Origin of the sequence: Jeotgalibacillus marinus (genome assembly GCF_040801915.1) — a bacterium.
Taxonomy (GTDB): domain Bacteria; phylum Bacillota; class Bacilli; order Bacillales; family Jeotgalibacillaceae; genus Jeotgalibacillus; species Jeotgalibacillus marinus.
Genome location: NZ_JBFMIA010000190.1, coordinates 1 through 263, shown reverse-complemented (window position 1 = coordinate 263; position 263 = coordinate 1). Strand labels below are relative to the sequence as shown.

The following is a 263-nucleotide window of genomic DNA, read 5'->3' as shown; positions in this document are numbered from 1 at the left end:
GAGCACGTTGACCACAGCGGGCAGGCCACTGGCAAAGGCCCGTTCCAGCGCCGGCCGAAGTTCAGCGGGCACCGACACCAGCTCGCCGTGGCCGCCCAGTGCGCGCACCACCTCGTCGTAGCGGGTTCCCGGGCGCAGTTCGGCCACCACCGAATAGCCGTACAACGCTTCCATCGGGTGCTTCTCCAAACCCCAGATGCCGTTGTTGCCGATCACTGACACGACCGCCACGTTGTGCCGAACCAGCGTGTCCCATTCCATGC

1 protein-coding gene is annotated in these 263 nt (G+C 66.2%); it reads right to left on the bottom strand.

All coding sequences use genetic code 11. The features are described from left to right. Window positions 1-263: thiamine pyrophosphate-dependent enzyme (locus AB1471_RS19015; protein WP_496350343.1), on the bottom strand; the 263-nt coding region annotated here is incomplete at both ends.